The organism is Gordonia zhenghanii (assembly GCF_021738965.1).
GTDB classification, from domain to species: Bacteria; Actinomycetota; Actinomycetes; order Mycobacteriales; family Mycobacteriaceae; genus Gordonia; species Gordonia zhenghanii.
The window spans coordinates 72,934-98,052 of sequence record NZ_JAKKOQ010000017.1; the positions used below are offsets into that span (position 1 = coordinate 72,934).

The window sequence follows — 25,119 nt, forward strand, 5'->3', positions numbered from 1 at the left end:
AGGGGTCGAGGCGGCGGCAGCGGCATCGCCGGCAGGCTGAACTGCAGCAAATGCAACAACAGCGGGCAACTCTGCCCGACGCACGACGGCTTCTGGAGAAAGTAACGTCGCGGGCCATGAGACGACGAAAGACGTCGACGATACGACTCGGATGAGTTGTATCGTCGACGTCTTTTCAGTGGTCTCGACTCCGCTCGACCAGCGAGGGTCTCGACTCCGCTCGACCAGCGAGGGTCTCGACTCCGCTCGACCAGCGAGGGTCTCGACTCCGCTCGACCGGCGAGACCGGCGGGTGACTAGTCGGCGCCGATGATGAAGGCTTCGAGCTGCTGGCGCGCGACGTCGTCGGCGATCTGCTCCGGCGGGCTCTTCATCAGGTAGGCGGACGCGGGAAGGATCGGGCCGCCGAGGCCACGGTCCTTGGCGATCTTCGCGGCGCGCACGGCGTCGATGATGATGCCTGCCGAGTTCGGCGAGTCCCAGACCTCGAGCTTGTACTCGAGGTTCAAGGGGACGTCACCGAAGGCGCGGCCTTCCAGGCGGACGTACGCCCACTTGCGGTCGTCGAGCCACGCGACGTAGTCCGACGGGCCGATGTGCACGTTCTTGTCGTTGATCTTGCCCGACAGCGAACCGGTCAGGTTGCTGGTGACGGCCTGGGTCTTGCTGACCTTCTTGGACTCCAGGCGCTCGCGCTCGAGCATGTTCTTGAAGTCCATGTTGCCGCCGACGTTCAGCTGGTACGTGCGGTCGAGGGCCACGCCGCGGTCCTCGAACAGCTTCGCCATCACGCGGTGGGTGATGGTGGCGCCGACCTGGCTCTTGATGTCGTCGCCGACGATCGGGACACCGGCGTCGGTGAACTTCTTGGCCCACACGGGGTCGGAGGCGATGAAGACGGGCAGGGCGTTGACGAAGGCGACGCCCGCGTCGATCGCGCACTGCGCGTAGAACTTGTCGGCCTGCTCCGAGCCGACGGGCAGGTAGCTCACCAGGACGTCGGTGCCCGAGTCCTTCAGCGCCTTCACGACGTCGACGCCGTCGCCGTCGGCCTCGGTGATGGTCTCCTTGTAGTACTTGCCGAGACCGTCGAGGGTGTGGCCGCGCTGCACCGGGACGTTCAGCGGAGCGACGTCAGCGATCTTGATGGTGTTGTTCTCGCTGTTGTTGATCGCCTCGGCGAGATCGAATCCGACCTTCTTGGCGTCCACGTCGAACGCGGCGACGAACTCGACGTCGCGGACGTGGTAGCCGCCGAACTTGACGTGCATGAGGCCGGGAACGACTGCGTTCTCGTCTGCGTCCTTGTAGTAGTGCACGCCCTGGACCAAGGATGAGGCGCAGTTACCCACGCCGACGATGGCCACGCGCACGCTGTTGGTTTCACCCATGGTCGGGATCTCCTTCTTTCTGTGGCGATACGGCGGAATGCGGTACCGCCGATTCATTTCCTACTTCGATGCCGTCGCCGGTGGTCGGCGGTTCGGCATGCAAATCTGTTGACTCCGCCGACGCCTCGTCGGCGATCAGCTTGTTGAGCCATCGGACCTCGCGTTCGGAGGTCTCCAAGCTCAGTTCGTGCATCTGCCGCGTGTAGTGGTCGTTCCCTCGCGCCGAACGTCCGAGCATGTCGCGGAGCCCCTCCCGGCGCTCCTCGACCTGACGACGTCGACCCTCCAGGATCCGCATCCGCGCGACGGCGGGCGTGCGGCTGAAGAACGCGAGGTGCACGCCGAATCCGTCGTCGGTGTAGTTCTGCGGTCCGGTGTCGGCGACCAGCTCGCTGAATCGAGCCTCGCCCTGCGGGGTCAGACGGTAGACGCGGCGGCCACGGCGAACCTTGGTTCCGGTCACCGTCTCCGATTCGTCCTCGGTGATCAGGCCGTCGGCGCGCATCCGACGCAGGGTCGGATACAGCGAGCCGTAACTGAACGCGCGGAACGCACCCAGCAGGCCGGTCAGACGCTTACGCAGCTCGTAGCCGTGCATCGGCGCTTCGAGAAGAAGGCCCAAGACAGCCATTTCGAGCACGACGGACCCCTTTCGACGCGTTGTGACGGCTAGATGCAATTCTCAATGTATCGCATCGATATAACTGGAACCCAACCGTGCGGGTGCTTCTCACGTTTGATCTCCATCACAGCGGCCTCCGCGGAGGCGGCGCGTCTACGCTGGAAGCCGTGCAGCGTCAACTCGTCGACTACGCCCTCGCGCGGCGTAGCACCCTGGCCCGCCTCCGAGCGGGCCAGATGGCGCTGTCGGAAGTCTGCGACGGTGACCTGTACCTGCTGCGAGCTGCGAAGTTCCACGGGCAGAGCACGGAGCAGACATGTCCGGTGTGCCGTAAGGAGCAGGTCACCCTGGTGTCGTGGGTGTTCGGCGGAAGCGGCGGTGCACCTGCGGGGACGGCTCGGACCGAATCGGAGATTGCGACGCTCGCATCGACGTCGCCCGAATTCACGGTGCATGTCGTCGAAGTGTGTCGGACGTGCCACTGGAACTATCTCGTCCAGTCATACGTTGCCGGTGTGCCTCGACCCGCAACGAAGCGGCGACGGGTAGCGAAATAGTCCACGAACAGCGATACATACCGCGAGAAGGTCCGCATGTGACCCGATCGGAGCCGTGAAGAGTTGGCAGCAGCGCTGCTGTACGTCAAAGTTGTGAAGACAGTTCTACACGGGCTGACGAGCGCAAGAGAAGTAGGTGAGCTATGACCAGCGAAGCTGGTGACAACTCCGACGGAAGACGGTCGGCCGCGAAGGCGGTGGCGTGGGTCCTCGGTCTGGCGGCCGGTGCGATACCGGTGGTGGCCATTCTCGGTGTGGTCGCATTCGTGTTCACCTACGTGACCGTCGACGTGCCTGCGCCCGGTGACATCAAGCAGAACCAGGTCGCCACAATCACGTACGCCAACGGCGGGACGATCGCTCGGATCGTGCCGGAGGAAGGCAACCGCACCGACGTCAAGTACGAGGAGATCCCCGAGTCGATGGTCAATGCCGTGATGGCGGCCGAGGATCGCGACTTCGACGACAACGTCGGATTCTCGCTGTCCGGCTTCACCCGCGCCGCGCTCGGCAAACTCAACGGCAACGATGCCGGCGGTGGCTCGACCATCACCCAGCAGTATGTGAAGAACGCGATCGTCGGCGACGAGGTCAGCTACAAGCGCAAGTTCAAAGAGCTCGCGATCGCGACCAAGATGTCGCGCCAGTGGCCCAAAGAAGACATCATGGCGGCCTACCTCAACACCATCTACTTCGGACGCGGCGCATACGGTGTCGCCGCGGCCTCGAAAGCCTACTTCGGTCATGACCTGAAGAAGCTGACGACGAGCGAGTCGGCGCTTCTGGCAGCCGTGATCCGCGGTCCGTCGATCTACGATCCGGCCGTCGACCCGGAGACGGCGACCGCCCGTTGGAACTATGTCCTCGACGGCATGCAGGACATCGGCTACCTGTCCAAGGCCGACCGCGACCGACAGAAGTTCCCGAAGGTCGACCCCGTCAAGGACAGTCCGACCAGCACCAAGGACGGCCCGAGCGGTCACGTCAAACAGCAGGTCCTCACCGAACTCGACCAGCTCGGCATCAGTGAGCAGGACGTCCGTACCGGCGGTCTCAAGATCACCACGTCACTGCGGCCCAAGGTGCAGAACGCGCTCGTCAACCAGGCCAAGGCCAAGCTGTCCGGCGAGCCGAAGGATCTGCGTACCGCGTCGGTCTCCATCAACCCCGACACCGGTGGTGTCGAAGGCTACTTCGGCGGCATGGACGGCAACGGCTGGGACTACGCGTCGGCCGGTCTGCAGACCGGTTCGGTGTTCAAGGTGTTCGCCCTCGTCGCGGCCCTGGAACAGGACATCCCGCTCTCGCAGCAGTACTCGTCGGCCCCGTACGAAGGGCCCAACGGTCTGACGATCACCAACTCGGACGGCGAGAGCTGCGGTACGTGCAACCTCGCGACTGCGTTGAAGATGTCGCTCAACACCGTCTACTACCGGTTGATGATGGACCTCAAGGGTGGTGCTCAGGCCGTGGCCGACACCGCGCACAGCCTCGGCATCGCCGAGAGCTTCGGCAACATCGAGAAGACCCTCTCGGAGAAGAACGGTCACCCCGAGGGCGGCGTGGTCCTCGGCCAGTACCCGAGCCGCGTCATCGACATGGCGTCCGCCTACGCGACCCTCGCCGCGTCGGGCGTTTACCACGAGCCGTACTTCGTGCAGAAGGTCGAGACGTCGACCGGTGAAGTGTTGTTCGAGCGAGAGAAGGACAAGGGCGAGCGCGTGGTCTCGAAGGCCGTCGCGGACAACGTGACCGCGGCGATGGAGCCGATCGCGAGTTACTCGAACGGCAACGCCTTGGCTGACGACTCGTTGGGTGCTCGTCCGTCTGCGGCGAAGACCGGTACCGCTCAGCTCGGCGAGACCGGGGAGAACAAGGACGCGTGGATGGTCGGCTACACGCCGCAGCTGTCGACGGCGGTCTGGGTCGGTACCAACAAGGGCACTGCCCTACGGAACTACTCCGGCGCGACGATCTACGGCAGCGGTCTGCCCGCACAGATCTGGAAGGCGCAGATGGATGCGGCGCTCGCAGGCGATCCGATCGAGCAGTTCCCGGAGCCGGAGTCCGTCGGCGGACAGGCAGGTGTGCCGTACGAGCCGCCGCCGGAGACGTACACCCCGACCGAGACCGAAGGACCGACGACCCGCCCTCGGAACAACGACCGGCCGCGGATCCCAGGACAGGGCGAGGACGGTGACATCACGATCGCCCCGGGTGTGACCATCCCTTTCGATAGTGGCGAGAGCGGCGGCGACGAAGGAGGCGACGACGACTCCGGCGGAGGCGGAACGACCCAGGAGCCCGAACTCGGCGGCCAAGGCGCCGATGACGGCGATTCCGCAGGCGCTGCCACGACGACGCGGTAGTGGACCCCGCCGCGCCGTCGAGTGAGCCCGAGCCGACCGAGTCGGCCGGGCGGCGCTCGTCTGCGCGAGTCGATCCAGTAGGCGACCATCCGGAGGTTGTCGAACTCGACGACTTCGACTCGCCTGCACCGCTGTCCGACGACCGTCGCCTCGCCACGGACCGGGTGCTCCCGTCGTGGACCGAGCCGATGGTCTCGCAACTGAGCACCTCGATCGGAGGACCGGTCGGTGTACACGCCGCGGTAGGGCGGAGTCGTCACTGGACCCCGTTGCGTGTGGTGTTCCTGATCGCCCTGGCCGTTCTGGCCCTCGGCTGGTTCGGCAAGGCCGGCTGCATCCAGCAGACGGCCGTCGACGGTCAGCCCGGACAGAGTCGGCTCGACTGGGACGATCAACGCCAGTTCTACGGGCTGTGTTATTCGAACATCGTCGCCGGATTCTCGGAGAACCGGCTGACGCCGCACGACCTCTCCGAGGGCGCCGCCCCGTACCGGACGTTCTGGGACGTCGACGGCGAGCATCGCTACCTCGAAGAGCCGGTCGTCACCGGTGCGTTCATGTACGTCGTCGCTCAGGCGGCACGCGGGTGGGACGGCCTCGCCGACGCCGTCGGCCTGCCGCAGGCACTCGACGTCGTGAACTACTTCAACATCGCTGCGGTGCTGCTGGCACTCGGTTGGCTGCTCGCGATCTGGGCGACGATGCGAACGCGCCGGCGCGACCCGTGGATCGTCGTTCTCGTCGCCGTCTCGCCGCTGGCCCTCGTGCACGTGTTCACTGCGTTCGAGGTGCTGCCCGTCATGTTCACGGCGCTCGCCATGCTCGCGTGGTCGCGCGATCGGCTCAAGCTCGCCGGCCTATTCATCGGGTTGGGTGCGGCCACCGCGTTCTACCCGGTCTTGTTGCTCGTCGCGATCGGTCTGTTGTGTGTGCGCCAGAGACGGATCCGTGACTGGCTCGTCGTAGGCGCGGCAGCAGTCCTCACATGGGTCGTCGTCAACGTCCCGGTGGCCGTGCTCTACCCGTCGGGCTGGAGCGCGACGTTCACCGCGTGGCGCGACACCGCGCCGGGTCCGGACACCGTCTATCGGCTGATCACCGAGATGACCGGTTGGGCGCCGCCGACCGTCCTGGTGACCGCGCTCGTGATCGTGCTCATGCTCGCAGTCATCGCGGGTGTCACCTATGCGGCGATGCGGTCCCCGCGCGAGCCGAAGGTGGCCGCGTTGATGTTCTTGCTCGTCGCCGGATACCTGCTGATCGGCAACCAGTGGCGGCCCGAGACCTCGCTGTGGCTGGTTCCGCTCGCCGTGCTCGCCATACCGCATCCGCGGGTCCTCCTGGCGTGGATGACATTCGACGCCCTGCTGTGGGTGCCGCGTATGGCGTTGTTCCTCGAGCCCGATCGAAAATGGCTGCCCGTCGAGTTCTTCTACATCGTGTCGGCCGCGAGGTGGTTGATCGTGGCAGGCCTCTGCGCCTACGTCGTGTGGGAGATGGTGAAACCGGTGATGATCAGGCCTGCGCCGACCGAGCACCTGTTGCGGTCGCCTGCCGCCTGACCGCGGCGGTCGTGATCCGAGCGACGAGCGCTTCCCGGTGGGCGGGCCAGTCGTCGTCGATCATCGCGAACTGCGCCGTCGTGCGCCAGCCGGTAGGGAGCGATTCGCCCTCGCTCGGACTGCGGAACCGCCGATGTTTGCGCAGGAGTCCCTCGAACTCGGCTCCCAACTTGCCGATCGCCGCCCGCGACCGGGCATTGGCCTCGTGCGTGTGCCAGACCACGCGGACCGCGCCGCATTCGTCGAAGGCGTGATCGAGCAGAAGGAGTTTGGCGGTCGGGTTCACCGCGGTGCCCATCGCGGCGGCGCTGTAGAACGTGTAGCCGATCGCCAGGGTCCGATTCGCGGCGTCGACGTCGTAGAAGCTCGTGGTGCCCACCAGGCGTTCGCCGTGCAGTACGGCGAACGCGACGCGTGAGGGCGTCGTCGTCGCATCGTCGATCCACGCAGCGGCCGCGTCGTCGGTGCGGGGAATCGGCCCGGTCCACCGGTAGAGGGGCAGGTCGGCGTCGTCGACGAGGCGGGCGAGCGCCGGAGCATCGGCCGGGGTGATCGGCCGCAGAGTCACATCGTCGCGGGCGCACGTCGGGGCGCCGAGCCAGGCCCGGGCGTCACCTGCGTCCGCGGCCGCCAGGCGAGTGAGCGGGCCCGGGCGCGGAGTCGTGCCTGCCAGATAGGACGCGAGGGGCTCACGAACTCGTGCGCGCACGAACGTAACGATCAACACGGCCAGGAGCAGAGCCTGCACCCACGTGCTGGCGATGACCGCCCCGGTGACCCACTGCGGCGCGGACGCCTCGTCGTACGACGACATCCCGAGCATCCGGAACACCGACAGGTCGAGGGCGACGTCTGCGACGAGATACGTCGCGATCAGTTGCCACCGGACGCGCAGCAGGACGAAGAACGGCAGGATCCACAGCGTGTACTGAGGCGAGTGGACCTTGTGGAACAGCATGAAGACCGCGAGCATCGCCGCTGCGACCGGCAGCCACGGGTAGACGCCGTCACGGCGGAGCATCCGCCACCCGAGCGCCGCGACCGCGGCGATGCCGAGCGCGATCGCCAGCGGCGACGCGATGTCGACGAGCGTGCGATACGCCGGAGTCTCGTCGCCGACGAGGTAGCGGACGCCCCAGTACCAGATGCTGTTCGTCGTGACGTCGGCGCGACGCTGACCCTGGAAATCGAGGGACGCCTTCCACCCGTCGAAGCCGGTGATCATGAACGGGAGCTGGGTGACGGCGACCGTGACGATCGCCGTCACGACGACCCACGCTGCGCCAGCCCAGTCGCGGGCGCGACGTCCTCCTACGGTGAGCACGTAGATCGCGATCGGCAGCACGAACAAGCCGGGATAGATCTTCAGCGAGAAGCCGATGCCGAGCATCACCGTCGCGGCGACTGCGGTGGTGCGCAGTGGAATACGCCGCAGTCCGGTCGCCGGGCTCGCGCTCGCTCCGTACGCCATGATCGCGATAGCAGCGACCGAGGTGAACACGACCGGCAGTTCCCAGTTGTGGAACGCGTACAAGACGATTGGCGGGGTGGCCGCCCACAGGAGGACCCACCAGCGCGTCATCAGGGCGAGGAGGACGGTGGTCGCGAACGCGAACGGCGCCAAGATCAGTGCGGTGTGGGTGAAGAAGTCCACGTCGGTGTGGGTTCCGCCTGCGCTCAGCCACATGAGCAGGCCCGACAGGACCGGGTACTCGACGACGCCGCCGAACAACTGGCCGTGGGCGTCGATTCCGCCGTGCACGTACGGCATCAGGTGCTCGCCGAGGCCACGTGTGCTCCACAGTTCCATCACGTCCGAGTAGCACGGGATGAGGCTGCCACGCGGGCCGTGCGGGAAGCTCTCGCTGCGACCTGCGTCGTCGAACGTGGCTCCGCCGCAGACGATCTTCGCGCGGTAACCCCAGAACACGGTCACCAGGGTGGCCAGTAGGGAGACGGTCAGGACGAGCACTCGTTCGCCGAGACGCAGCGGGCTCGACGGTGCCGTCGACAAGTCTCCTGGCATGGGGGACATCGTAGTGGTGGGTACACGATTTCGCTGGTCACGGGGTGCTCATGTAGCCTAGAACGGTTGCCGACGCAGGCGACCCTCCTGCCGCGGACAGTCCGCGGCCGACCTAGCCCATGGGAGGTGATGTGGTTTCATGCGTCACTACGAACTGATGGTCATCCTCGATCCGAGTCTGGACGAGCGTACCGTCGCCCCTTCACTGGATACTTTCCTCAATGTCGTCCGTAAGGACGGCGGCAGTGTGGATAACGTCGAAATCTGGGGCAAGCGCCGTCTTGCTTACGAGATCGCCAAGAACAACGAAGGCATCTACGCCGTCATCGATCTGAACGCGACCCCGGACACGGTCAACGAACTCGATCGTCAGCTGAAGCTGAACGAGTCGGTTCTGCGTACCAAGGTCCTGCGCAAGTAAGCGCCGGGCGCGTCCACACCTGCACGAACTTGTGGAATTCGTCCCTGACATTGTCGGCGGTCACCTTTATGGTGGTGCATAACCATCCTTCAGGTTCGCCACGGGGCGTTCCACATCGACTTAGGGGAGTCTCATGACTGACACGGTCATCACGGTCGTCGGAAACCTGACCGCCGATCCCGAACTGCGTTTCACGCCGTCCGGGGCGCCGGTCGCCAACTTCACCGTGGCATCCACTCCGCGCACTTTCGATCGTCAGACGAACGAGTGGAAGGACGGCGAAGCGCTGTTCCTCCGCTGCAGCATCTGGCGTGACGCTGCGGAGAACGTGACCGAGTCACTCAAGAAGGGCACCCGAGTCATCGCGCAGGGCAAGCTCAAGCAGCGGTCGTTCGAAACCCGTGAAGGGGAGCGTCGCACCGTCGTTGAGCTGGAAGTGGACGAGATCGGTCCCTCAGTACGCTACGCAACCGCGCAGGTCACCAAGACCCCGCGCGGCGGCGGTTTCAGCGGCGGAGGGAACTCGGGCGGAGGCTACGGAGGCGGAAACAACTCCGGTGGCGGCTACGGAGGCGGAAACAACTCCGGAGGCGGCCGTCCTCCCGCATCGGGCCAACCGGCGGACGACCCGTGGGGCAGCGCACCAGCTGCTGGTGGCGGGGGATTCACCGGTGGGGACGACGAACCACCTTTCTGATCCCGGGCCCGCCAGCCCGGAGGCACTCGACTGGAGCATCACATGGCAAAGCAAAAGGGCCGCAAGGTCCGCGTAGAGAAGGTCACCAAGGCCAAGGCCTGCACCTTCTGCAAGGAAAAGAAGACGACCGATATCGACTACAAGGACACGGCGCTCCTGCGTCGTTTCCTGTCGGACCGCGGCAAGATCCGTTCGCGTCGCGTCACCGGCAACTGTGTTCAGCACCAGCGTGACATCGCGGTGGCCGTCAAGAACTCGCGTGAAGTGGCGCTCCTGCCCTTCACCTCGACCGGACGCTGAGCGGGAAGGACAACTGATATGAAGCTGATCCTGACTGCCGCTGTCGAGAACCTCGGCGAAGCCGGGGACCTCGTCGAGGTCCGTGACGGTTACGGCCGCAACTTCCTGTTGCCCCGCAACCTGGCCATCCCCGCCACCCGTGGCGCCGAGAAGCAGGTCGAAGGCATTCGCCGCGCCCAGGAAGCGCGCTCCGTGCGCGACCTGGACCACGCCAACGAGATCAAGCAGGCGCTCGAGGGCCTCGAGTCGGTCGCACTGACCGTCAAGACCCACGACTCGGGCAAGCTGTTCGGTTCGGTCTCGGCAGGCGATGTCGCCGGAGCGATCCGCACCGCTGGCGGCCCCGCCGTCGACAAGCGCAACGTGTCGCTGCCGAAGGGCCACATCAAGGCCGTCGGCTCGTACCCGGTCGTCGTCAAGCTGCACCCGAAGGTCGAAGCGAAGTTCAACCTGACGGTCGTCGCCTGACGCACCGATAGACCCGAGAGGCCGGTTCCCGCAAGGGAACCGGCCTCTCGTCGTCGGTAGCGCCGACTGCATGCGGCGCGGAGCTGGTCAGTCCTCCAACAGCCGTCGTCCGATGATCATCCGCTGGATGTCGGCGGTCCCCTCACCGATCAGCAGCATCGGAGCCTCCCGGTACAGGCGTTCGATCTCGTATTCTTTCGCGTAGCCGTAACCGCCGTGGATGCGGAACGAGTCTTCGACGACGTCGCGGCAATATTCGGAGGCCAGGTACTTCGCCATACCAGCCTCGAGATCGTTGCGTTCGCCGGCGTCCTTCACACGGGCCGCGCGCACCACCATCTGGTGTGCGGCTTCGACTTTCGTGCCCATCTCGGCGATTCGGAACAGTACCGCCTGGTGCGCAGCGATTGGCTTGCCGAACGTCTCGCGCTGCTTGGCATACGACGTGCCGAGTTCGAATGCGCGATGAGCGACGCCGACGGCCCGCGCGGCGACGTTCACTCGGCCCACTTCCACGCCGTCCATCATCTGGTAGAAGCCGCGACCCGGTGTGCCGCCGAGGATCTCGTCCGCGCCGATCCGGTAGTCGTCAAAGAGGAGTTCGGTGGTGTCGACGCCCTTGTACCCCATCTTCTCGATCTTTCCTGGGATCCGCAGGCCGGGTGCGACGTCGCCGAAGCCGGGCGTCTTCTCGAGCAGGAACGTGGTCAGATTGCGGTGCCGCCGGTCGCTCCCCTCCGGGGTGCGGACGAGGACTGCGACGAGACTCGACGTGCCGCCGTTGGTGAGCCACATCTTCTGCCCGGTGATCGAGTAGTCGCCGTCCCCGGTCGGGGTCGCCGTCGTCGTGATGGCGGCGACGTCGGAGCCGAGTGCAGGTTCGGACATGGAGAACGCGCCCGTCAACTCGCCCGTCGCGAGCCGCGGCAGATACTTCGCCTTCTGCTCGTCGGTGCCGTGCTGCGCAAGCAGATAGGCGACGATGAAGTGGGTGTTGAGAATGCCGCTCACACTCATCCAGCCGCGTGAGATCTCTTCGACGACAAGGGCATACGTGAGCAGGGATTCGCCGATCCCGCCATATGACTCGTCGATCGTCAGACCGAACAGGCCCATCTGTTTCATCTGCTCGACGATCTCGGTCGGATATTCGTCGGCGTGTTCGAGGGCCGTTGCGACCGGAACGATCTTCTCGTCCACGAATGTCCGGACCGTCGCCAGGATGTCGCGCTGGACGTCGGTGAGATCGTCCGTGGCGCAGAGTCGGTTCATCGGTTCCTTCCAGACGCATGCATAAGCCAACCTATCGTCGGAGGCGGACGAGTGTCTGCCGAGAGAGGAATTCGAGTATGCGCGACGCGGTGATCTGCGAACCCATCCGAACCCCGGTCGGGGGCTACGGCGGGATGTTCGCATCCGTCCCTGCTGCGCAACTCGCAGCGGCCGTGGTGAAGGCCCTGGTCGAGCGGACCGGAATCGACGGCCGAGACATCGACGACGTCGTCTTCGGTCAGTGCTATCCCAACGGCGAAGCGCCGGCCATCGGTCGCGTCGCGCTTCTCGACGCAGGTCTCGACGTACGCGTGCCCGGTATGCAGATCGACCGGCGGTGCGGATCCGGCCTGCAAGCCGTGATCGACGCCGCGATGCGCGTGCAGACCGGGGTCGCCGACTTAGTCGTTGCGGGCGGGGCCGACAGCATGAGCCAGGCCGAGCATTACGCGCTCGGCCTGCGGTTCGGCCTCCGGGGCGCCGATACGAAGCTGATGGATCGTATCGGGCGTGGGCGGGTCACCGCGGGTGGCCGTCTGCACCCGGTCGACGGCGGGATGCTCGAGACGGCCGAGAACCTGCGCGCCGAGTACTCGATCAGCAGGCAGGCGCAGGACGCGCTCGCGCTCGACTCTCATCTGCGTGCGGTCGCCGCCCAGACCGACGGCCGGTTCGACGACGAGATCGTGCCCGTGACCGTCTCATCGCGTAAGGGCGACGTCGTTCACGATCGCGACGAGCATCCGCGCCCCGACATCTCGGCGGAGGCGTTGGCGGCGTTGCGTCCGGTCCGGCAGAGGGTCGATCCGGACGCGACCGTCACTGCGGGGAACTCGAGCGGCCAGAACGACGGTGCTGCCGCGTGCATCGTCGCGACAACGGAAGAGGCTGAGCGCCTTGGTCTTCGACCGCTGGCCCGACTCGTCACGTGGGCGGCGGCCGGCGTGGAACCGTCCCGGATGGGGATCGGACCGGTTCCGTCGTCCACCCTGGCCTTGGAGCGTGCCGGTCTGACGATGACCGACGTGGATCTGATCGAGTTGAACGAGGCGTTCGCCGCGCAGGTGCTCGCCTGCACCAGCGCGCTGGGCCTCGGCGTGGCCGATCATGAGCGGATCAATGTCAATGGGTCCGGCATCTCGCTGGGTCATCCGGTCGGCGCGACGGGTGTCCGGATCCTCGCGACGATGCTGCGCGAACTCGATCGTCGGCAAGGGCGGTACGCGTTGGAGACGATGTGCATCGGCGGCGGGCAGGGGCTGGCTGCGGTGTTCGAACGGGTCGCGGGCTAGGTTCCGGACTGCTACCCGAGCAGTCCCGTGATCACTGTCTGCAACTCGTCTGGGCTGGGTGACGGCAGCGCCTCGTGGCCGTGGATGTAGCCGATCCCGGCGTACACGAGCAGTCCTGCAGTCAGTCGTGCCCGCTCGGCGTCGATGCCGAGTTCGAGCATCGCCGCATTGACGGCTTTGAACACTTCGCTGTCGATCCTGCGCACCGATTCGGCCACGCGCGGATTGCTGCGTGCCCAGTCGCGGATCGCGGTCTCCACGACCAAGTTCTCTGCGTTCATCAGCATGCCTGCGAGTGCGACCACCCGCTGGTCCGGAGGGAGCGTCGCTATCTCGTCGAGTTCGGTGAACTTAGCGTTGTGGGTCTCTCGCCAACGTTCGGCCATCGCCTCCCACAAGGCGTCGAGATCGCTGAAATGCCAGTAGAAGCTGCCCTTGGTGACTCCGAGTCGGTCGCACAGTCGGGAGATCTTCACCGACGAGACGCCGTCGGCAGTCAGCAGCGCGAGTGCCGCATCGACCCAGTCGGTAGCCGACAGGCGGGGGCTGCGACGTGTCGTTGTCATAAATACGACGGTACCGTACCTCGTGGTATGGTCACGGGTGTGACCACAACATCACCTGACTCCGCCACCGCATCCGCACAGGTCAAGCGTCCGACGCCGACCGCGTTCCCGTATTGGGAGACGATGAAGCGACCGCGAGTTCGTCGCGTGCGGAAGATCGCCAAGCGGATCACCGGCACGGACGTCTTCCCGACGACCGAGCAGATCGAGGCGTTCTGCGGAGACATGTACAACTCCGACCCGGTCGCCGAACGGTTCGTCGACGAGGTATTCCTCGGGGCGATCGGGCAAGAAGCCGGACGGGCGATGCTCAAGAGGGCGCTCGATCACGGACTCGGCAGCATCGACGACCCGCCGGAAGCCATGGTCGCGCTCTTCGGTGAGTTCGAAGACGTCCCCGAATGGGTCGATCCGGAACTCGTCGAGGCCGGCGCACAGGTGTGGCGTCGCTGGGGCACGTTCCTGTTCAGCGTCGCGGGCGGCGAGACGCTCGAGATGTACACCGAAGCGGCTGTCGCGACACCGCTGTCACTGGCAGGCGGATATGCCGGAGACAACGCGCTCCGTCGATTCCTCGAGACCGCGAAGTTCTGGATCGACGTCTCTCAGCCGGGGGCACTCCTCACGCCGGGAAGCCAAGGGCGCGCCACCGCCATGATGGTGCGCGTGATGCACGTGTTCGTTCGGCGCGGCGTCGCCAAGCATCCGGAATGGGACGAGTCGCGGTGGGGATACCCGATTAGCCAGGCATACCAACTGTTGACGCTCTCGGGCGGCAGCGTGGTGCCTGCGCTCGCGCTGTGGGGTGTCGGAGTGCAGACCACGCCCAAGGAGATCAACGCGCTCATCCACTTTCAGCGCTACATGGGATACCTGCTCGGGATCCGCAACACCTGGTATCCGGAGACGCTCGCGGACACGCTTCGGTTGCTGGCACTGGTGACGTTCACGCGCAGTCACGATGCGGGTACGCACGGAGCCGAACTCATTGAGTCGTTTCCGAGAGCGTTCGCTCCGCGCGAGGGGCACACCGGTCTCGAACGGCTGCGCGAGCAGTACAACGGGATGATCTACGCGGCGTACTCGCGGCTGTTCATGATTCCGACGACCTACGCCCGCTACGACATGCCGAACGCGCTTCCGGGGCTCGCATGGATCTTCCTGCGCTTTCCGCTCGTGTTCGCGATCGAGACGTTGCGACGGATTCCGCCGATCGGCCGCGTCCACGAGAGGTGGATGGTCGCACACCGCGAGAACTGGTACCGAGCGCAGATGGCCGACCGCGAGGCCGAGTTCGACGCGTCTGGCGCACTTCGTCGCTGACGGGGTCTCAACCTGGTGTGGAGTTCCCTCCGGGCGTGGCGCAACGCAACACGCCGCGGATAGCGGAAGTCATCGCTGGGGAATTGTATAAACTGACCTGACCAGGCTATTTGTAGGGATTGTTCGGGGAATTCCCCAAACAATCCACAGCGGGGTGCACATGCCGTCCAGAGGTTTTCGACGTTGTCCACATTGCATCAACAGTGTTATCCACAGGGGTGGTTTGATGCAGCGGTTGCGTGGCCCTAACCTCTGGGAAGGTTTCAGTTCGCCAATCGGTAGCTGAACGGGATGGGAACACCGGCCTGGCGGCTGGCGACGATCGACTGCACGGGGAGGCGCGGGTGACGGCATTGGAGGAACAGGGGCCTGAGCCTGACCAGGCGGGAGCCCCTCCGCGGGAGGACTACGGGCGTCAGCCCCCGCAGGATCTTCAAGCCGAACAATCGGTGCTCGGTGGCATGTTGCTGTCCAAGGACGCCGTTGCCGACGTCCTCGAACGTGTCCGCCCCGGCGACTTCTACAAACCTGCGCACCAGGCCGTGTACGACGCGGTCCTCGAGCTGTACGGGCGCGGTGAGCCTGCCGACGCGGTCACTGTCGCCGCCGAACTCGAACGCCGCGGCGATCTGCGCAAGGTGGGCGGAGCGCCCTACATCCACACGCTGATCTCGACGGTGCCGACCGCAGCCAATGCCGGCTACTACGCGGAGATCGTCGGCGAGAAGGCGATTCTGCGCCGTCTCGTGGAGGCGGGCACCCGCATCGTCCAGTACGGCTACGCGGGCGACGGCGGCCAGGACGTGGCCGAGGTCGTCGACCGTGCGCAGGCCGAGGTGTACGAGGTCACCGAGCGGCGGACCGCCGAGGACTACATCGTCCTGGAGGAACTGCTGCAGCCGACGCTCGACGAGCTCGACTCGATCGCATCGCGCGGCGGGCTGTCGCTCGGTGTGCCGACCGGATTCGCGGACTTCGACAAGCTGACCAACGGTCTGCACCCCGGACAGATGATCATCGTCGCTGCGCGCCCCGGCATGGGCAAGGCGCTGGCGCTTGACACTCCGCTGCCCACGCCGACCGGGTTTACGACGATGGGCAAGGTCGCCGTCGGCGACTGCCTGTTCGGTGCGGACGGTCGGCCGACGAAGGTCGTCGCCGCCACCGAGGTGATGACGCACCGCCCGTGCTTCGAGGTGGAGTTCGACGACGGGTCGTCGTTGATCGCTGACCAGCAGCACCAGTGGGTCGCCGAGATCGACGGCCGTCGTGAGGTGCTCACGACTGATGCGCTGCAGCGGTATGCCGGTCGCGCAACCGTGCAGAACTCCGAGCCGATCCAGTTGCCGTACCGGCCGCTCGCGTACGGGCCGTACACGGTCGGCGCGTTGGCCGGGATGGCGTACGACGATCCGGAGATCGCACTGCGGATCGAGGCCGAGGGGCCGGTCGACGTGATGACGTTGATGGCCGATCTCGGTGGTCGCGTCCCGCGCGAGTATCTCAGGGGCTCCGTCGGTCAGCGGCGCGCGCTCCTGTCGGGCATCCTCGACTCGCGTGCGCGCGTCGACGACGACGGGTGGATCACGGTACCCGCGGCGACAAACCACATGTCGGGGATCGTCGGCGATCTCGCTGCCGGGCTCGGCTACACGTTCCGTCGCGCGAGCAGCGGCTGGATCCGGCTGGCCGCTCCCGACGACGTGTTCACCGTCCACGACAAGATGCAGCGCCACAAGGAGTTGCGGCCCCAGGTGCGTTCGCGTCTGGTGACGTCGGTGCGGTCGACTCCGACCGTCCCCGTGCGCTGTGTGCAGGTCGACAACCCCGATCACCTGTACCTGGCGGGCGAAGCGATGGTGCCGACGCACAACTCGACGCTGGCGATGGACTGGTTGCGGTCGGCGTCGATCCACAACGGTCTGACGTCGGTCATGTTCTCGTTGGAGATGAGCAAGACCGAGATCGTCATGCGTCTGCTGTCTGCGGAGGCGCGCGTCAAGCTCGGCGACATGCGCGGCGGCAACATGTCCGACGACGACTGGAGTCGTCTCGCGCGTCGGATGGGCGAGATCACCGAGGCTCCGCTGTTCATCGACGACTCGCCGAACCTGACGATGATGGAGATCCGTGCGAAGGCGCGTCGTCTCAAGCAGCGCCACGATCTGCGTCTTGTGGTCATCGACTACATGCAGCTGATGACGTCGGGCAAGAAGGTCGAGTCGCGTCAGCAGGAGGTCTCGGAGTTCTCTCGGTCGATCAAGCTGTTGGCCAAGGAGCTTGAAGTCCCGGTGGTGGCGATCAGCCAGCTGAACCGTGGACCTGAGCAGCGTACGGACAAGCGGCCGCAGGTCTCGGACCTTCGTGAGTCGGGTTCGCTCGAGCAGGACGCTGACATGGTGATCCTGTTGCACCGTCCCGATGCGGTGGAGCGCGACGATCCGCGTGCCGGTGAGGCGGACATCATCGTTGGTAAGCACCGTAACGGTCCGACGGCGACGATCACCGTTGCGCACCAGTTGCATCTGTCGAAGTTCGTGGATATGGCACGGGGCTAGGGGCGATTGTCGAGATGCGGGGAGGACTAGCGTGGCTTGTGGCCGCAGATTGACAGATCTCGGGCGCGTCGGGATGCCTGTTAAAGTACGGGACGTTGGCGGACCTCAACGAGCCTCAGATTAGATATCGCAGAACTGGCTGATGACATTCGACACCGTCCTGCTCCTGGCTCTCGGTGCTCGCACTGATGCTCACCATCGTGATGACGATCGGAATTCTGATCAACGCCTTCTACGTCCTGCTGCCGCTGCTGATCACCTGCAGGGTCATGGTAGCCAAGCTGGTTCGCGCGACCGCCGCGGACGTCAGCGACGTCTACGCCACTCGCTGAGAGGGGACCGCCCCGGGCAGATCATCCAGACTCAGGTCTCTCGCCAGACGTAACCATTCGCCGTCGTCGAGGACTAGCTGTACTGACCGGGCAGGTTGGTTAAACGGCTGACGGGAGGCTGGTTCCCGCAGGCTGAGTGTGGCCGGTGGTGATTATATGCGTGGAGCCAGGCGGGCAGGCTGTTCCGGCGGTCGGCCTCGGTGTCGTACTTTCGGGCATAAGCCCAACCATCGGCCAGCGTTCGGTGGAATCGTGAATCGCCCCGGGTTTGTCAGAGGCTCGCAAGTGCCGCGTCGGCGGGTACCGGTGCGGGGTGGTTGTGATGATAGGTGTCCTCGAGCTCGATGGGCGGGATCATGCCGATCTCGCCGTGCAATCGCCGGTGATTGAACCAGTCGATGTATTCCGCGGTCGCGATCTCGAGGTCGTCGATATTCTTCCAGGGCCCGCGGTTGCGGACCAGCTCGGCCTTGAACAGCGAGTTGAAGGCCTCGGCCAGGGCATTGTCGTATGAGTCGCCGGTGGAACCGACCGAGGCGGCCGCGCCAGCCTCGGCAAGACGCTCGGTGTAGCGGATGGCGACGTATTGAACGCCCTTGTCGCTGTGGTGCGTGAGCCCGGTGACCGACTGGCCTGCGCGATCGCGGGTCCAGATGCCCATCTCCAACGCGTCCAGCGCAAGGTCGGTCCGTAGCGACTTCGAGAGCTGCCAGCCGACCACGCGGCGAGAGAACACGTCGATGACGAACGCGGCATACACCCAGCCGACGAAGGTGCGGCAGTAGGTGATGTCCGCGACCCACAACTGGTTCGGAGCGGTTGCAGTGAAGTCACGATCGACCAGGTCAGGCCGACTATCCGGGCCGCGACCGGAGATCGTGGTGCGCGGGCCCTTGGCTCGGCTAATCCCTCGTAACCCCGCAACGCGCATGAGCCGCTCGACCGTGCAGCGCGCGACGACGACGCCCTCGCGACGCAGTTGGGCGTGGACCTTCTTCGCCCCGTAGACGCCAAAGTTCGCCGAGTGGACGCGGTGGATCTCGATCAGCAGTTCCTCGTCGCGCAGTGCTCGCTTCGAGGGTGGTCGGGTCTTGAACGCGTAGTACGTGCTCGGCGCGATCTGCGTGCCCGCTGCGGTCAGCGTCCGACAGATCGGCTCGACGCCGAACTCATGCTTGTACTGGTCGATGTATTCCACGATCAACGCTGTGGGCGGTCGAGCTCCGCCGCGAAAAAAGCCGAGGCCGACCTCAGGATCGAGTTCGCCCTGCGCAGCTCACGCACTTCCTTCTCCAGCTCGACCAGGCGCTGGGACTCGCTGGTCGTGGTCCCGGGACGGTGCCCCTCGTCGACCTCGGCCTGCACAACCCAGTTCCTCAAAGTCTCGGGATTGATCCCCAGTTGCTCGCCCACACGGCGGAACGTGCCCGACCTCGTCGATGGATCGCGCCGTGACTGAACAGCCATCCTCGTGGCTCTCTCCCGAAGCTCGTCGGGGTACTTCCTCGGTGCTGCCATGCTCCTCATCCTCCCGTGGATTCAGAGCCTCCACCAGACCCGGGGCGATTCACACGTCCTCGCGGAACTCCTTGGGGTACGGCTTAGGCATAACAACATCCTTCCAGCCCGCCCTGGCCGGGCAAGCCAACTCAGATGTCACATCCGTGCAGCAGTCCCCTCTGTCCACTGTCGTCTGGTTTCTCGTCGAGTAGGCCCCACACACGATCTTCTGGCCTGCAGGCATATCACGCGACCAAGTGCCACTTGGTTCAAGCCACCGTCCAGCAGTGCTTGGCCGCAAACTGGTAGCAGGGCGCGTCGGAGCATGCGGCTCCAACGAAGACTTGAGTCAAGATGTACGAGAAACTCCACCAACTTCGATCGGAGGGGCGATGTCTACGAATCGCTCGTCACCAACGGGAGTGTCGCCGCGTCGGCGCATGTCGTACGCCGCGCGTCACGATCAACTGCTCGACATTGCGGAGCGCCTGTTCGTCGAACGAACGTACGCGCTGACATCTATGGAAGACATTGCGCGCGCTGCGGATGTCACGCGCCCAATTGTGTACAACCATTTCGACACGAAGGAAGGCACTTTCATAGCGTGCGTTCGGCGAGTCTACGACTCGTACAACGAGGGACTCAGGAGTGTCGTCGACCCCGAATCCGCACCGACCGACCAACTCAGAGCTGGTGCACAGTTCTACTTCGGTTCAATCGAGCAGAACGAGGGTCGGTGGCTGCTCTTGTTCACCAGTGCCTCGGTCTTGACAGGCATCTACCGAGACGAGCTTGTCGCACTGCGCTCTGAGCATGTTCAGACGATTGCCGCCCTTCTGCGTATTGCACTTCCCGACACTCCGGACGATTTCACCGATGCGGCGGCGCACGCACTGTCCGGTATCGGCGAACGACTGGGACACTGGTGGCTCACTCGCCCTGATCTTGATCGAGAAATGATCGTCGAGCACTTCTGTTCCATCGCCATGGGCGGACTAGGGCAATGGGTCGACGACTGAACGGGTCGGGCGCGGCCAGCCTGGCCGCAAATCAACTAGTTCAGCTAGGTTAGGGCTCTCATGAGCGGTGTTCGTTGTCCACGAGAGCAGACCAGTGTCCCACCGTCGGCCCGACACGACTACATAGGTCAAGACATCAGTTGCTCGGTCGAGCCGGCGGGGCTCCGACGCTACCCGTAGAATAAATGTCCTTACCTCGCGCGACGGAGAAGTTATGAGCAGGAACACCGCGGCCGCGACCCGCCGTCTACAACGATCCGTCACGGATGCTATTCCAGCAGGTCTCGGTGCCCATACGCTCCTCCCAGGACTGATCGCCTACCGTGGATCAGGCAAGACCTTCCGACTACCGAACGCAGGGCGACCCTACGCTTTGGTGGTCTTGGAGGGGGCGCTCACTATCAATCAACTCGGAAACAGTACACAATATTCGCCCGGGGATTTCTTGATATCCGAGATTCACACTCCGCCAGTAGCTGAGACGAACGACCTTCCGTGGACGGTACTTGTGTACGAGTACACCTCCGAAGAGATCGCATTGACCCTGTTGCGGATTGACGAAATTGGCAGCACCTCACGAGCAACACGTCAGACATTAGATACGGAGGAGTCGCGTCTTTTATTCTCCCTGCACCGACTGATAGAACTCAGTGACGAAACGGAAGGATCTTTCCTGCAGGAATTGGTGAGAAATGAGATTTCATATCGGTTACTCACAGGTGTTCACGGCGCCGCGGTGGCTACCTCGATTACTGGATTCCAGATTGATTTCGACATCGTGAACATCAATGGTTGGATAAAGCGGAATTTCCGGCAGTCATTTTCAGTTGAAGACTTGGCGAGAGCGAGCGGAATGAGCGCCTCGTCCTTTCACCGGAAGTTTCGAGATGTCGTGCAGATGGGCCCCGTTCGGTGCCAGAAGGTGTTGCGCTTGAGTGAGGCGCGCCGACTTCTACTCGAGGGCGCGGCAAGCGTGAGCGACGTTGCTGTCATGGTCGGCTACGAGAGTGCGTCTCAGTTCACGCGAGAATACAAGCGAGAGTTCGGGAAATCTCCACGGCAGGACATCACTCATCTCCAGGAACGGCTCCATCGTCTCGCCGAACGCGGTACTGCGACGTAGGCGAACCGCTCGTCCGGCCAGACTGGAGTGTCCTCGGCAAAGCAGGACGAGCGGCTCGCACCCACGTCAGATCGGCTGGCACTCGATCTCGCGCGAGAGCCACGCATCAAGTTCGTCATACGCGATCTCACGCGCTGCCCGCTCAGAGACGAACACGCCGTGCCTGGCATCAGCGATAGGCACGACGGCCAACCGATTCCCGAGGGCTCCTGCCCATTTGGCAATTTGCTCGGTATCCAGGACTAGGTCAGCGCGGGAGGCCTCCGTGCTGTACTCCTTCACCGAAAGGCTTCGCGTCGACCGCAATACCAGCGACGGCACGCCTGTGTCCAGGCCTCGGTGGAGCTTGCTGTGTGCCACAGTTACCGCTCGGAGCCACCCGAACCGCAGCGGGAAACCATTGATCGGTTTGAGGGCGACGTCGTAGTCGAACTCACCATGATGGCCAGCGTGGACCGTCAACCCATGAACGCTACTTTGCTCGGCCGGTGCGACACGCGTTCCAGCCATTCCACCTATCATCTTGATAAATGGAACGCCAATGGCGCGGAGCATCCTTGGCCCTTGCATATCGAACCAAGGGCTGTCGAGGACCTGGCCGACAATAGGCACAGTACAGGTGCGCCGCCGACGCCTGTCCAACCAAAGCGGGGTGATCAATCCTCCCGTGGAGTGAGCAGCGACAACAATTCCGAGCGTCGGATGCTCCGCCGCAATCGCATCAACTGCAAGATCAAGCTCTTTGTCGTACACGGCGAAATCAGTGGCGTAGTGTGGTGATTGACCATCCCGCAGGGAGCGACCCGATTTCCTCAGATCCAGTGCATAGAATGCATATCCTCGATCGGCGAAGAACTCCGCGATTTCCGGGTTGAAGAAGTAGTCGGAGAATCCGTGCACCCACAGCACCGCATGATGCGGATCATCGGATGATGCCGTGTGCTTAACGAGTGTCGCTACGACGTTGCCGCCAGGTTCACGATCTGGGTCGGGACCAAGGTCGAAAGTGTGGGCAACGAAGGCGTCGCCCAAAATGTCGCTCGTGAATTCCAACTGGTTTTGCATTCGTCAGCTCACCTTCAGTACCGCACGGAATCGCACGTCCGAATTCATCATTCGCTGGTATGCGTCGGGGGCCTCCTCGAGTGGGAACACCTCGACTCGCGGCCGCACTCCAGTTAAGATACTGTGGTCGATCGCATCCGACATCGCACTTGCATCCGTGAAAGTGCCTTTCACGGTGACTTGGCCGCCGAGGAAGTCCAGCGCGGACCAACCGATCGGATCCTCAGACACAGCGGCAAGAACGAGCTCGCCACCAGCGGCCAGGCCGCCGAGCAGCGGCTTGATCGCATCTGCGTGCGGGGCCGTAGCAATGATGAGCGACGCGCCCCCCAACTCGTTGAGTTGCTCCTCGACGCCCTCCTCGGCATCGACATAATGGTGGGCACCAAGTTCACGTGCCAAATGCGCCTTATCCCGACCCCGCGAGATCGCGGCTACTTCGTAGCCAGCCTTCACCGCATACTGGATCGCGAGGTGACCCAAGCCGCCGATCCCGGACACTGCCACGAGATCACCGATACGGGCATGGCTGTTCCTGAGCGCACTGAACACCGTCTCGCCAGCACACAGGATTGGAGCCGCCTCTTCCGGACTCATACCCGAGGGAATCGCCACTAGCGATTCCTCGCGCGCGACCGTGTACTCGGCGTACCCGCCGTCGACAGTCATGCCCGTCGTCTCCCCCTGTCCACCATGCCAACCGACCCCGACACGCTGGCCCAAGCGCCATCCGCGGACAGCGTCGCCAAGCGCGTCTATCACGCCGACGATTTCATGACCGGGTATCCGCGGATAGGCAGACGCCCACCCGTCAATAATCTTCGCTTCGCCGTGGCAGACTCCGCACGCTTCGACCTTGATCCGCACCTGTTGCGGTTGCGGCTCTGGAACAGGTGCGCTCCCGAGCGTCAGCCCCTGCCCCGCAGCAGGCACGTGCACAGCACGCATAGTGGTACTTGTCATCAACATCTCCTCGTCGTTAACCGAACGGGCCAGCTTGATCCGACTCAGTCAATACTCGCCCAACCGGACCAGACGCCGACTGCCCGATCCTTTCCGACATCTGCCTAATCCTGCGCACCTGCAAAAGATGAACCGGGCTAGCCCTCGCCGCTGACGGTCCGTGGACCCGAACTGCTGGGGGCGTGCCGCATCAGGCTCCTTTGAGGTTCATGCGTGCACCCGCGTCAGGCCGGGCTGCCGGCTGACGCTCCCTCAGTCACCCGGTCGGCAATGATCCGCGCGAAGGCTCGTTCCCCCGCGGCGGTCGGATGGAAAGCGACAGAGAAGTCGTGCAGGTTTAAAATCGGCTGAGCAGCGTTTGACCACGGAGCTGCGGAGCAGCCATCGTGGCCGACCGCCGGAGAGATCAAATCGACGTACTCAACGCCGAGGTCTTCTGCCACTTCTCGTTGCACCGCACCCAGCTTGTCGACAATCGATTGCAGCGCCGCGATGTCGTCACCGCGAACATGCTGGTTCGAGCACTTCGAATGTGAGACGTCAGCATAGTTCGTATAGCTGGTGACGAGCACTCGGGCGTGTGGCGCACGCGTGCGGATCGCGCCCAGTACGCGCCGCAGCGCGGGGCCGACTGCATCCACTTTGGCCTCCGTCTCCCGCTTCAGCGTCCCGGTCATGCACGGCTCTTCATCCGACAGGCGGTAGGCGCACTTCAGTGCGGCCTGTACCAAGCCCGCGTCGTTACCGCCGATCGTCAATGTGACCAGATCTGTCCTCCGCGACAGGTGACGAACCTGCGGGACGATCGGGGCCCCGAGTAGCCCGGTACCTTGATTGACCAGATCAATGTCCTCAGTTTCAGCCCCGCCGCATGTGGCGTCTGTGAAGCGCTCTGCACCGACAGTCTTTGCCAAGAGTGACGGGTAGTTGACCGCAGATCTCGTGCACGGTGCGACGACATCGAGATCCTTCAGCGGCAGGATCGCCGGACCAGCGGCGAAGGAGTCGCCGAGCGCCACGTAGTCTCCGACTCGAGCCTGCACGGGTGCCGCCTGCACTGAAGCATTCGGAATCACCAGCATTCCCGACATAGCGATCAGGGCCGTCAACCCCATGACTCCTCGTCGACCGCCCCGGAAGCTTGTTCCTCTTCGCATCACAATCCTTTACCTTCTCGGCCGACGTCCACATCACCGGCAAACACCCGCTCGCCAACGCCAGACAGCTCCCACCTGAAACCGAGAGCACGACCACATCCGATTACTTACAGAATGTAAGTTACGCGTTGGAGCCAATAGAGCGCAAGTTTCATATAGACCACTGTGGGCGGGCTACCAGCCAGCCCGTAATCCGTTGGGGATGCGACTGCCGCGCAGGTAGGCGACATCTGATATCCCTTGCCCGGGAGGTGCGTCGGCCTGTGAGAGCGGTACGACGATCGAGCAGATTGCGAAGGATTTCGGCCGGCACTCGATCGCCTTGTAGAAGTGCTGAGTTTCCTTCTGGTCGATGAGCATATACTTGTGGCTATGGAACGGCAGATGCGGGGAGAGGGGCGAGGCGACAGGTCAAGCCCCTTGTAGTGGTGTAACTGGTTTGTGATCCTTCGTTGGTGATCAGGCGGGTAGTTCCATCAATGGATCGGTACTCACCTCCGTCTGCGGGTTGGTGTCGGGATCGATGGTCAGAGTGA

Annotated in this window: 22 protein-coding genes, 1 pseudogene and 1 other annotated feature; of the genes and pseudogenes, 13 read left to right on the forward strand and 10 right to left on the reverse strand. The window is 64.2% G+C overall.

Annotated elements, in window-relative coordinates; genetic code table 11:
• Nucleotides 1-296: 296 nt before the first annotated feature.
• Nucleotides 297-1,391, reverse strand: a complete 1,095-nt coding sequence (locus L5G32_RS17240; RefSeq protein ID WP_237012315.1) for an inositol-3-phosphate synthase — start codon at nt 1,389-1,391, stop codon at nt 297-299.
• The gene (locus L5G32_RS17245) at nt 1,384-2,031 is read right to left on the reverse strand and encodes a PadR family transcriptional regulator (RefSeq protein ID WP_237012316.1); all 648 of its coding nucleotides are present in this window, start codon (nt 2,029-2,031) and stop codon (nt 1,384-1,386) included. The genes L5G32_RS17240 and L5G32_RS17245 overlap by 8 nt, the downstream gene beginning before the upstream one ends.
• Nucleotides 2,032-2,180: 149 nt before the next feature.
• Here L5G32_RS17245 and L5G32_RS17250 point away from each other — a divergent pair, with 149 nt between their 5' ends.
• The 3 genes from L5G32_RS17250 to L5G32_RS17260 all read left to right on the forward strand — a co-directional run bounded on the left by L5G32_RS17250 (nt 2,181) and on the right by L5G32_RS17260 (nt 6,501).
• Nucleotides 2,181-2,570, forward strand: a complete 390-nt coding sequence (locus L5G32_RS17250; protein ID WP_237012317.1) for a DUF5318 family protein — start codon at nt 2,181-2,183, stop codon at nt 2,568-2,570.
• A 143-nt stretch (nt 2,571-2,713) separates the two neighbouring features.
• Entirely contained in the window at nt 2,714-4,939 is a 2,226-nt protein-coding gene (locus L5G32_RS17255) for a transglycosylase domain-containing protein (protein ID WP_237012318.1), read from the forward strand.
• Nucleotides 4,939-6,501, forward strand: a complete 1,563-nt coding sequence (locus L5G32_RS17260) for a glycosyltransferase family 87 protein (protein WP_237012319.1) — start codon at nt 4,939-4,941, stop codon at nt 6,499-6,501. The genes L5G32_RS17255 and L5G32_RS17260 overlap by 1 nt, the downstream gene beginning before the upstream one ends.
• Here L5G32_RS17260 and L5G32_RS17265 read toward each other — a convergent pair.
• Entirely contained in the window at nt 6,455-8,527 is a 2,073-nt protein-coding gene (locus L5G32_RS17265) for a GNAT family N-acetyltransferase (protein ID WP_237012320.1), read from the reverse strand. The genes L5G32_RS17260 and L5G32_RS17265 overlap by 47 nt on opposite strands.
• Nucleotides 8,528-8,666: 139 nt before the next feature.
• Here L5G32_RS17265 and rpsF point away from each other — a divergent pair, with 139 nt between their 5' ends.
• The 4 genes from rpsF to rplI all read left to right on the forward strand — a co-directional run bounded on the left by rpsF (nt 8,667) and on the right by rplI (nt 10,413).
• On the forward strand, nt 8,667-8,948 hold the full coding sequence (rpsF, locus tag L5G32_RS17270) for a 30S ribosomal protein S6 (protein ID WP_237012321.1): 282 nt from the start codon (nt 8,667-8,669) through the stop codon (nt 8,946-8,948).
• A gap of 133 nt (nt 8,949-9,081) precedes the next feature.
• Nucleotides 9,082-9,645: a single-stranded DNA-binding protein gene (locus tag L5G32_RS17275; RefSeq protein ID WP_237012322.1), complete on the forward strand. Its 564-nt coding sequence runs from the start codon at nt 9,082-9,084 to the stop codon at nt 9,643-9,645.
• A gap of 42 nt (nt 9,646-9,687) precedes the next feature.
• A complete protein-coding gene (rpsR, locus tag L5G32_RS17280; RefSeq protein ID WP_237012323.1) occupies nt 9,688-9,945 on the forward strand; it encodes a 30S ribosomal protein S18 in 258 nt (85 codons plus the stop codon).
• An 18-nt stretch (nt 9,946-9,963) separates the two neighbouring features.
• On the forward strand, nt 9,964-10,413 hold the full coding sequence (gene rplI, locus L5G32_RS17285; protein WP_237012324.1) for a 50S ribosomal protein L9: 450 nt from the start codon (nt 9,964-9,966) through the stop codon (nt 10,411-10,413).
• Between the two features lie 87 nt (nt 10,414-10,500).
• On the opposite strand, the gene L5G32_RS17290 is transcribed toward rplI, so the two are convergent.
• Nucleotides 10,501-11,685 carry an acyl-CoA dehydrogenase family protein gene (locus L5G32_RS17290; RefSeq protein ID WP_237012325.1) on the reverse strand — a complete coding sequence of 395 codons (1,185 nt, stop codon included), beginning with the start codon at nt 11,683-11,685 and terminating at the stop codon, nt 10,501-10,503.
• Between the two features lie 77 nt (nt 11,686-11,762).
• Here L5G32_RS17290 and L5G32_RS17295 point away from each other — a divergent pair, with 77 nt between their 5' ends.
• Entirely contained in the window at nt 11,763-12,977 is a 1,215-nt protein-coding gene (locus L5G32_RS17295; protein WP_237012326.1) for an acetyl-CoA C-acetyltransferase, read from the forward strand.
• A gap of 11 nt (nt 12,978-12,988) precedes the next feature.
• Here L5G32_RS17295 and L5G32_RS17300 read toward each other — a convergent pair whose 3' ends face one another.
• Nucleotides 12,989-13,543, reverse strand: a complete 555-nt coding sequence (locus L5G32_RS17300; protein WP_237012327.1) for a TetR/AcrR family transcriptional regulator — start codon at nt 13,541-13,543, stop codon at nt 12,989-12,991.
• 123 nt (nt 13,544-13,666) lie between these two features.
• Here L5G32_RS17300 and L5G32_RS17305 point away from each other — a divergent pair, with 123 nt between their 5' ends.
• The 3 genes from L5G32_RS17305 (at nt 13,667) to L5G32_RS17315 (ending at nt 17,756) form a co-directional block, all read left to right on the forward strand.
• Entirely contained in the window at nt 13,667-14,866 is a 1,200-nt protein-coding gene (locus L5G32_RS17305) for an oxygenase MpaB family protein (RefSeq protein WP_237012336.1), read from the forward strand.
• Between the two features lie 305 nt (nt 14,867-15,171).
• Nucleotides 15,172-17,424 (forward strand): replicative DNA helicase, encoded by a 2,253-nt coding sequence (gene dnaB / locus L5G32_RS17310; RefSeq protein WP_372491718.1) that lies wholly within the window; start codon nt 15,172-15,174, stop codon nt 17,422-17,424.
• A gap of 188 nt (nt 17,425-17,612) precedes the next feature.
• Nucleotides 17,613-17,756: a hypothetical protein gene (locus tag L5G32_RS17315; RefSeq protein WP_237012328.1), complete on the forward strand. Its 144-nt coding sequence runs from the start codon at nt 17,613-17,615 to the stop codon at nt 17,754-17,756.
• Nucleotides 17,757-17,829: 73 nt separating this feature from the next.
• On the opposite strand, the pseudogene L5G32_RS17320 reads toward L5G32_RS17315, so the two are convergent.
• Both L5G32_RS17320 and L5G32_RS17325 read right to left on the reverse strand, forming a co-directional pair.
• Nucleotides 17,830-18,027, reverse strand: a pseudogene (locus L5G32_RS17320) (integrase core domain-containing protein); the annotation flags it as partial.
• Nucleotides 18,028-19,274 (reverse strand): IS3 family transposase gene (locus L5G32_RS17325; RefSeq protein ID WP_237012329.1). Its coding sequence is split into 2 segments (ribosomal slippage): nt 18,028-18,989 and nt 18,989-19,274, totalling 1,248 coding nucleotides; the frame shifts between segments, so codons are not numbered across the junction.
• Nucleotides 18,868-18,996, reverse strand: a sequence feature (AL1L pseudoknot). Its footprint overlaps the gene before it by 129 nt.
• 422 nt (nt 19,275-19,696) lie before the next feature.
• Here L5G32_RS17325 and L5G32_RS17330 point away from each other — a divergent pair.
• Both L5G32_RS17330 and L5G32_RS17335 read left to right on the forward strand, forming a co-directional pair.
• Nucleotides 19,697-20,275 carry a TetR/AcrR family transcriptional regulator gene (locus L5G32_RS17330; RefSeq protein WP_237012330.1) on the forward strand — a complete coding sequence of 193 codons (579 nt, stop codon included), beginning with the start codon at nt 19,697-19,699 and terminating at the stop codon, nt 20,273-20,275.
• A 214-nt stretch (nt 20,276-20,489) separates the two neighbouring features.
• Nucleotides 20,490-21,398 (forward strand): helix-turn-helix domain-containing protein, encoded by a 909-nt coding sequence (locus L5G32_RS17335; protein ID WP_237012331.1) that lies wholly within the window; start codon nt 20,490-20,492, stop codon nt 21,396-21,398.
• Between the two features lie 66 nt (nt 21,399-21,464).
• Here the strand turns inward: L5G32_RS17335 and L5G32_RS17340 are convergent, their stop codons facing one another.
• The 3 genes from L5G32_RS17340 to L5G32_RS17350 form a co-directional block, all read right to left on the reverse strand.
• A complete protein-coding gene (locus L5G32_RS17340; protein ID WP_237012332.1) occupies nt 21,465-22,463 on the reverse strand; it encodes an alpha/beta hydrolase in 999 nt (332 codons plus the stop codon).
• 3 nt (nt 22,464-22,466) lie between these two features.
• Nucleotides 22,467-23,426: an alcohol dehydrogenase catalytic domain-containing protein gene (locus tag L5G32_RS17345; RefSeq protein ID WP_237012333.1), complete on the reverse strand. Its 960-nt coding sequence runs from the start codon at nt 23,424-23,426 to the stop codon at nt 22,467-22,469.
• Between the two features lie 224 nt (nt 23,427-23,650).
• Complete coding sequence (locus L5G32_RS17350) at nt 23,651-24,541, reverse strand: SGNH/GDSL hydrolase family protein (protein ID WP_237012334.1); 891 nt, start codon at nt 24,539-24,541, stop codon at nt 23,651-23,653.
• Between the last annotated feature and the right edge of the window lie 578 nt (nt 24,542-25,119).